Raw genomic sequence first — 7,671 nt, forward strand, 5'->3', positions numbered from 1 at the left:
GCTCACGGCGATCCGCACCGGCGCGGGCGCGGAGCCGCGGGAGGCCGCCACCGTCACCCCGCCGGCCAGCAGCAGCCCGACCGCCACGGCCGGGGCGCCCGGGGTCCGCTGGGGCGGGAGCGCCGCCCTGCCCAAGGGCGGGGCGCAGACCGGCGAAGGGGCGGTCGACGGCGGTTCGGCGACCGGGCTCGTGCTCGGGGCCGGGCTGGCCGCGGCCGGTGCGGTGGGGATCGGCCTGCTCGTCGTCCGACGCCGTGCCGCCGCCCGCGGCTGATGCGTACCGCCGGGTCCGGCGCCGCTGGTGGGCGCCGGCCCTGGCGGTCGGGCTGCTGCTGGCCGGCGGGGTGACGGTGGCGGCCTCCCGCGGCTCCGCGCCCGCGCCGGTGCGGATCGCCGTGAGCGGCCCGGCCCGGCCGGTCGCCGCGGCGGCAGCGCCGGTCACCAGCCCCGGTCCCGTCCCCGGTGCGGTCGCCCCGGCGCCGTCCTCGCCGCCGGTGCGCCTGCTGGTGCCCCGGATCGGGGTGGACGCGCCGGTGCAGGGGGTCGGCCTCAACCCGGACGGCACCGTGGAGGTGCCGCCGCTCGACCGGCCCGGGCAGGTCGGCTGGTACCGCAACGGGCCGGTGCCCGGCGGGGACGGGCCGACCGTCCTGCTCGGGCACTACAACACCCGCAAGGGCCCGGCGGTGTTCCACGGCCTGCCGGGGCTGCGCCCGGGCGACCGGGTCGACGTCCGGCGGCAGGACGGCAGCACCTTCTCCTACCGGGTGCGCGAGCTGCACCAGTACGCCAAGGACGCGTTCCCCACCGAGCTGGTGTACGGCGCCACCGCGGGCCCGCAGCTGCGGCTGGTCACCTGCGGCGGCACCCTCGGCGGCAACGGCCACTACTCCGACAACATCGTGGTCTTCGCCGACCCGCTGCCGGCCGGGTCCTGACCCGCCGCCCGCCGCCAGGACCCGGCCCCTCCGCACCGCCCTGCTCAGGTGCGTCCTGCTCGGCCTGCCGGTGCTCCTCGCCGCCACCGGCTGCCGGTCGCCCGGCGCCCTGGAGGACGCCGGGGCGGCCCGGCCGGTCCGCTCGCACCCGAGCCCGCAGCCGCTGTGGTCGTCCCTCCCGTCCCCCGTGCCGATCGTCCAGCCCGGGCAGCGGGACGGACGGGAGGCGCCCGTGCCGCTGCCCGGGCTGACGGCCGACACCCTGGCCGGGACCGACGCCCGGACGGTGCTCGCCGCCGACCCGGCCCTCGGCCCGGAGGAGCGGGCCGCCCTGGAGCACGGGTGCACCGGCTGCGAGGTCCGCCCCGCCCAGTACCGCGACCTCGACGGGGACGGCAGCCCCGAACTGCTGACCGCCGTGCTGTTCGACGCGGCCCCCGACGCGCCGCGGGCCGTGCTGCACGTCTACGCCCTGCGCGAGCGCCGGGTGCTGCCGGTGCTGGCCGTGGCGGTGCTGCCGAGCTTCGGCGCCGAGACCGTCGGCACCGACCTGATCGTCCGCGAGCCCACCGCCCCGTCCGTCGAGAGGAGCCTCACCTACCGCTGGAGCGAGGACCGGCTGGTCCTGGTCGACCAGCGGGTCAAGGTGCTCGGCCCGGGCGTGGACGTCTCCGGCTGCCCGCCGGTCGAGACCTGCGGGTCGGTGGTGCTGATCGCGCCGACACCCGTCCCCAGCGCCACCCCGACCGCTCCCCCGGCCGCCGGGCCGACCGTCGCCCCGGCCCCGGCCGCCCCGGGCGGCGCCGCCGTCCGGCCCGTTCCGACGAGGACCCGATGACCACTCCCGTGCCCGGCGCCCCGCGCATCCTGCTGGTCGAGGACGACGAGGTGATCCGCGAGACCACCCAGCTCGCCCTGGAACGCTACGGCTTCCCCGTAGACACCGCGGGCGACGGCCTGGAGGGCCTGGAGCGCTTCCGCGCCGCCCCGCCGGACCTGCTGCTGCTCGACGTGATGCTGCCGCTGCTGGACGGGGTCGGGCTGTGCCGGCGGATCCGCGAGGAGAGCCGGCTGCCGATCCTGATGATGTCGGCCCGCACCGAGCCGATCGACGTGATCTCCGGCCTGGAGGCGGGCGCCGACGACTACGTGGTCAAGCCGTTCGAGACCGCGGTGCTGGTGGCCCGGATCCGCAGCGTGCTGCGGCGCACCTCCTTCGAGCCGGACCAGCTCTCCCCCGCCGCCGCCCCGGGCCCGGCGCACCCGGTGCGGGTGATCGACGACCTGGAGGTGGACACCGGCGCGATGGAGGTCAAGGTGGCCGGGCGCCCGGTGCCGCTCACCCCGACCGAGCTGCGGCTGCTGCTGGAGTTCACCGCCGCGCCGGGCGTGGTGATGGAGCGCCAGACCCTGCTGGAGCGGGTCTGGGACTACTCCTGGGGCGCCGACAGCCGGGTGGTCGACGTGCACGTCCAGCGGCTGCGGGCGAAGATCGGCGCCGCCCGGATCGAGACCGTCCGGGGCTTCGGCTACAAGCTGCGGCGGACGCCGTGACGCTCCGGCGGCAGATCGCCGCCGTGATCGCGCTGGTCTCCTGCCTGGTCGCGCTCGCGGTGGGCGTCCTGGTCCACCAGGCGTCGGTGCGCCAGCACACCGACCAGGCCCGCAAGTCCGCGACGACCGCCCTGGACTCGGTGCTCACCGGCTACGACGCCACCGGCGACCTGGTCGCGGGCTGGCACGCCGCCGCCGACGACCCGGCGCTGCCCGCCGACCTGCGCCGGCTCGCCGAGCGCGGCCGGCAGGGCTCGGTGCTCGCCCCCGGCCCGAACGGCCCCGCGATGTGGGCCGCCGCGGGCGCCGACGGGCGGGTGCTGTCGGTGCGGATGGACTACGCCGAGGACGCCCGGGCGATCGCCGACCTGGACCGCGCCGTGGCGGTCGGCGCCGCGCTGTCCGTCCTGGTCACCGTGCTGGCCGGGGTGCTGGCCGCCGACCGGATCAGCAGCCGGCTGCGCACCGCCGCCCGCACCGCCCGCACCATCGCCCGGGGCGACCCGGACGCCCGGATCGGGCCGCTGGGCCGGCCCCGCGACGAGGTGGCCGAGCTGGCCGCCGCGGTCGACTCGATGTCCGCGGCGCTGCGCAGCCGGCTGGCGGGCGAGCAGCGCTTCACCGCCGACGTGGCGCACGAGCTGCGCACCCCGCTGACCGGCCTGCTGACCGCGTCCGAGCTGCTGCCGCCGGGCCGGCCGACCGAGCTGGTCCGCAACCGGGTGCGCGCGCTGCGCGACCTGACCGAGGACCTGCTGGAGGTCTCCCGGCTGGACTCCGGGGCCGACCCGGCGGAGCCGGCCGACCTGCCGCTGGGGCCGCTGCTGTCCCGGGCGGTGGCCGCCGCCGGCACCGGGGCCGAGCTGCGGATCGCCACCGACGCGGTGGTCAGCACCGACCCGCGCCGCTTCGAGCGGGTGCTGGCCAACCTGCTGGCCAACGCCCACCGGCACGGCCGCCCGCCGGTCCTGGTCAGCGCCGAGGGCACCGCCGTCACCGTCCGCGACCACGGCCCCGGCTACCCGGAGGAGGTGCTCCGCGAGGGCCCCCGCCGCTTCCGCACCGGGGCCCGCGAGCGCGGCGGCGGCCACGGCCTGGGCCTGACCATCGCCCAGGGCCACGCCGAGGCGGTCGGCGCCCGGCTGGAGCTGGCCAACCACCCGGACGGCGGCGCCTCGGCCCGCCTGGTGCTGCCCGGCCCGAATCACTGACGCTCCGTCATGATCCTTGCGGGTCAGGGCAGTTCGGGGATCCGGCCGAGGATCGCGGCGGTGTCCAGGCCGGTCGGCAGGGTGCCGTAGGCGAGGCCGGAGCGGCCGCCGAGGCGGGTGGCGGTGAAGGCTTCGGCGACGGCGGGGTGGCCGTGGCGCAGCAGGAGGGACGCCTGGAGGGTGAGGGCGAGCCGTTCGACCAGGTGGCGGGTGCGGTACTCGAGGTGCTCGGGGTCGGCGAGGTCCTTGCGGAGGTCGGCGAGGGCGGTGTCGTAGTGGGCGTCGAGGCCGCTCGCGGTGTCGAGTTCGGCGAACAGGGCGGCCACGCTCTCCGGTTGGCGGGCCATCGCCCGCAGCGCGTCGAGCGCGGCGACGTTGCCGGAGCCCTCCCAGATGGAGACCAGCGGGGCCTCCCGGTAGAGCCGGGGCATGCCGGACTCCTCGACGTAGCCGTTGCCGCCGAGGCACTCGAGCGCTTCGGCGGCGTGGCCGGGGCCGCGCTTGCAGACCCAGTACTTGGCGACGGCCAGGCCCAGCCGGCGCAGCCGGGCCTCCTGCTCGTCCCCGGCCAGGGCCCGGTCGGTGGCCTCGGCCAGCCGCATGGCGACGGCGGTGGCGGCCTCGGACTCGACGACCAGGTCGGCGAGGACGTTGCGCATCAGCGGCTGGTCGACCAGGTCCTTGCCGAAGGCCCGCCGGTGGCTCGCGTGGTGCAGGGCGCGCAGCGCGCCGTGGCGCATCGCGGAGGCGGCGCCGGTGGTGCAGTCGAGCCGGGTCATGTTGACCATCTCGATGATGGTCCGCACGCCGCGGCCCTCCTCGCCGACCAGCCAGCCCGTCGCGTCCTCGTACTCGAGTTCCGCGGAGGCGTTGGACTTGTTGCCGAGCTTGTCCTTGAGGCGCTGCAGGCGCAGCGCGTTGCGGGTGCCGTCGGGCAGGACGCGGGGCAGCAGGAAGCAGGAGAGTCCGCCGGGGGCCTGGGCGAGGGTGAGGAAGACGTCCGACATGGGGGCGGAGGTGAACCACTTGTGGCCGGTGAGGCGGTAGGTGCCGTCGGCGGTGGGGACGGCGCGGGTGGTGTTGGCGCGGACGTCGGAGCCGCCCTGCTTCTCGGTCATCGACATGCCGGCGATCAGTCCGCGCTTGCCGTGCGGTTCGCGCAGGCCGAAGTCGTACTCCCGGGCGGCGAGCAGCGGTTCGTAGGCGGCGGCGAGGTCGGGGGTGGTGCGCAGAGCGGGGACGGCGGCGTAGGTCATCGAGACCGGGCAGGTGTGGCCGGCCTCGACCTGGCCCCAGACGTAGAACTTGGCGGCCCGGGCGGTGTGCGCGCCGGGGCGGTCGTCGCGCCAGGGGGCGGCGTGCAGGCCGTGCTCGACGGCGGTGCGCATCAGCTCGTGCCAGTACGGGTGGAACTCGACCTCGTCGATGCGGTGGCCGTAGCGGTCGTGGGTGCGCAGGACGGGCGGGTGGTCGTTGGCGAGCCGGGCCCAGTCGGCGGCCTGTTCGGTGCCGGCCAGCCGGCCGAGGGCGTGCAGTTCGTCGGCGGCCCAGTCGGCGCCGGCCCGGTGCAGGGCGGCCAGCAGGGTGGGGTCGGCGGCGACGTCGTGGCCGTAGGGGTCGGGCACCTGGTTGGTGACCTCGTGGGTGGTTGCCATCAGTGGCCTCCGAGGGCGCGCAGGGTGAAGGTGACGAGGTCGGGCAGGACGGTCTCGGGCGGGCGGCCGTCGGTGAGCGGTCCGACCAGGGCCTCGCCGATCGCGCCGACGATCGCGGCGGCGGTCAGTTCGGCGTTCTGGGCGGGGAGTTGGCCGAGGGCGGCGGCCCGGTCGATCCGGCCGGCGATCAGGTCGCGGAAGGCGCGGCGGAAGACCAGGCGTTCGGCTTCGACGTCCTGGTCGGCGGGTTCGGCGAGCAGCGCGTAGGCGAGCCGGGGGGACTGCAGGGCGCGGGCGGCGAAGGTGGCGACCAGGGCGGCGATGCCGTCGAGCGGGTCGGCGGCGCGTTCGGCGGCCTCGGTGACGGCGGTGATCTCGCGTCCGCAGACGGTACGGAACAGGGTGACGGCGAGGTCGGTCTTGCCGGTGAAGTGCTGGTAGACGCTACCGGTGGCGATGCCGGCGCGCTCGGCGACGGCGGACACCGAGCAGCCGGCGTAGCCGCGTTCGGCGAGCAGGGCGGTGGCGGCCCGCAGGACGGTCTCGCGGCGGTCGTCCAGCCGGGCCTGGACGGCGGGGGTGCGTCGGTAGGCCATACCAAGGATTGAAGCACTGATTCACTGCTTCAGGAAGGGCCCGTCCTGGGAGGCCCCGTCCAGGAAGGGCCCGTCCCGGGAGGGCCCGGACGCACGTGCAGCCGTCCGCGGAGGGGATGCGCGGACGGCTGCACGGTGGTGGCGGAGGTGCGGTCAGGGGCGGGGCAGCACGCAGCCGGCCCGGGTCAGGTCGAGCACGTTGCCCGGGGCGAAGCAGTTGGGGATGGTGTACGTCTCCTGGGCGTAGCCGATGCCCTGGTGGACCGTCACGGTGCCGTTCTGGTCGACCTCGCAGGGGTTGTCGAGGGTGCAGCTCTCGCCGCTCTCGTTGATCGTGTTGTTCACGGCGACGACCTGGCCGCTGTTCACGTCGACCACCGGGGAGCCGGAGGTGCCGCCGATGATGTCGCAGCCGGAGGTGTAGCGGACCGAGTCCTTGAAGGTCCAGCTGCTCTCCTTGAGCCGGTAGGCGAAGCCGTCGACGTTGCAGGAGTAGGTCTTCTTCCAGTAGCCGGAGACCACCTTGATCGCGCTGCCGGCCACCGGGTGGGTGGTGGACATGGTCAGCGGGGATATCCCGTAGCGGCTCTTGATGGTGGCGTAGCTGGTGCTCAGCCGGTAGAGGGTGACGTCGGTGTCGGTCATCGTCGAGTACAGGACCCGGTTGGCGCGCACCGTGCCGAGGCTGCCGCCGGTGGAGCTGAGCAGGGTGAAGCTGCGGGTGGACGACTGGTTGGTGATCACCTGCCCGGCGGCGGGCATGCCGGTCTCCAGGCAGTGGCCGTTGGTGAGGATCAGCCCGGGGTCGGTGTCGACCGAGGTGGGCATCCGCACCAGGGAGCCGGAGCAGTTGCTGAGCGCGACGGTGCCGGCGAAGGTCACGGTGGCGGCGGACGCGGGGGCTGCGGTCGCCAGGGCGGTGGCCCCGGCGAGGGTCAGCGCGCAGAGCGCACCGGTGAGCGGCTTCTTCATGGGGGTGCCTCTCGAGGGTGTGGGGGTACCACTGGGGTTCCCCCAAATTGGCGCGCCCATGACACCGTGTCAAGAGTGCGGCCGCCCCTGACGCCCCGTCAATGGGCCGTCCAGTGGCGGCTGCCCAGGTTGATCAGCCGCAACTGGGTCCGCACCGTCCGGGCGATCGCCGCCCGCTCCGCCGCGTCCGCCTCGACCAGCGTCAGCGCGGTGGACACCATCCGGTCCACGTACAGCTCGGCCAGCATCCGCCGGTCCCGCGCCGACCAGTCGGCGGTGTCCGGCTGGACGGCCAGCAGGGCCGCCAACTCCTCGGCGAAGCGGGCCAGTTCGGCCGCCACGGCGTCCCGGACCGGCTTCACCCCGCCGTGCCGCTCGCGGGCCAGGAAGCGGATGTACGCGGGGTGCTCGGCCACGTGCGCGGCGATCACCTCGACCGAGCGGTCGATCAACTGCTCGGCCTCGCCGCTGCCCGCGAACACCGCCCGGATCATCCCGTGCAGGTTGGCCAGCGACTCCTCCACCAGCACCACGCCGAGCTCCGCGAGGTCCGCGAAGTGCCGGTAGAACCCGGCCGGCGAGAGGCCCGCGGCCCGGGTCACCTCGCGCACCCCCAGGCCGCTCAGGTTCTGCTCGGCCAGCAGGGCGAGGGCGGCGTCCAGCAGGGCGCGGCGGCTGGCCTGCTTCTGCGCCTGCCGGGCGCCGGGGGCGGGGGCGGGAGCGGGAGCGGGGGTGGAGCCGGGGG

General features: G+C 76.0%; 8 protein-coding genes and 1 pseudogene. 5 read left to right on the forward strand and 4 right to left on the reverse strand.

Annotated features, from left to right (window positions below):
• From IH44_RS0138390 to IH44_RS0138410, 5 genes and pseudogenes are all read left to right on the forward strand, one after another.
• Window positions 1–274: pseudogene (locus IH44_RS0138390) on the forward strand (hypothetical protein); the annotation flags it as partial.
• The gene (locus IH44_RS0138395; protein WP_030464494.1) at window positions 255–938 is read left to right on the forward strand and encodes a class F sortase; all 684 of its coding nucleotides are present in this window, start codon (window positions 255–257) and stop codon (window positions 936–938) included. The pseudogene IH44_RS0138390 and the gene IH44_RS0138395, both read left to right, overlap by 20 nt.
• Before the next feature lie 70 nt (window positions 939–1,008).
• The gene (locus IH44_RS0138400; protein ID WP_030464495.1) at window positions 1,009–1,776 is read left to right on the forward strand and encodes a hypothetical protein; all 768 of its coding nucleotides are present in this window, start codon (window positions 1,009–1,011) and stop codon (window positions 1,774–1,776) included.
• Window positions 1,773–2,492 (forward strand): two-component system response regulator CseB, encoded by a 720-nt coding sequence (gene cseB, locus IH44_RS0138405; RefSeq protein WP_030464496.1) that lies wholly within the window; start codon window positions 1,773–1,775, stop codon window positions 2,490–2,492. The genes IH44_RS0138400 and cseB overlap by 4 nt, the downstream gene beginning before the upstream one ends.
• On the forward strand, window positions 2,489–3,703 hold the full coding sequence (locus IH44_RS0138410) for a HAMP domain-containing sensor histidine kinase (protein ID WP_030464497.1): 1,215 nt from the start codon (window positions 2,489–2,491) through the stop codon (window positions 3,701–3,703). Before cseB ends, IH44_RS0138410 begins: the two co-directional genes overlap by 4 nt.
• A 23-nt stretch (window positions 3,704–3,726) precedes the next feature.
• Here the strand turns inward: IH44_RS0138410 and IH44_RS0138415 are convergent, their stop codons facing one another.
• The 4 genes from IH44_RS0138415 to IH44_RS0138430 all read right to left on the reverse strand — a co-directional run bounded on the left by IH44_RS0138415 (window position 3,727) and on the right by IH44_RS0138430 (window position 7,591).
• Complete coding sequence (locus IH44_RS0138415; protein ID WP_030464498.1) at window positions 3,727–5,358, reverse strand: isovaleryl-CoA dehydrogenase; 1,632 nt, start codon at window positions 5,356–5,358, stop codon at window positions 3,727–3,729.
• Window positions 5,358–5,954, reverse strand: coding sequence for a TetR/AcrR family transcriptional regulator (locus IH44_RS0138420; RefSeq protein WP_030464499.1), 597 nt, complete (start codon window positions 5,952–5,954; stop codon window positions 5,358–5,360). Before IH44_RS0138420 ends, IH44_RS0138415 begins: the two co-directional genes overlap by 1 nt.
• A 153-nt stretch (window positions 5,955–6,107) precedes the next feature.
• Window positions 6,108–6,926, reverse strand: a complete 819-nt coding sequence (locus tag IH44_RS0138425; RefSeq protein WP_030464500.1) for a serine protease — start codon at window positions 6,924–6,926, stop codon at window positions 6,108–6,110.
• Between the two features lie 98 nt (window positions 6,927–7,024).
• Complete coding sequence (locus tag IH44_RS0138430; protein WP_063759770.1) at window positions 7,025–7,591, reverse strand: TetR family transcriptional regulator; 567 nt, start codon at window positions 7,589–7,591, stop codon at window positions 7,025–7,027.
• Window positions 7,592–7,671 lie beyond the last annotated feature (80 nt).

The organism is Kitasatospora sp. NRRL B-11411 (genome assembly GCF_000721345.1).
In the GTDB taxonomy this organism is placed as follows: Bacteria; Actinomycetota; Actinomycetes; order Streptomycetales; family Streptomycetaceae; genus Kitasatospora; species Kitasatospora cineracea.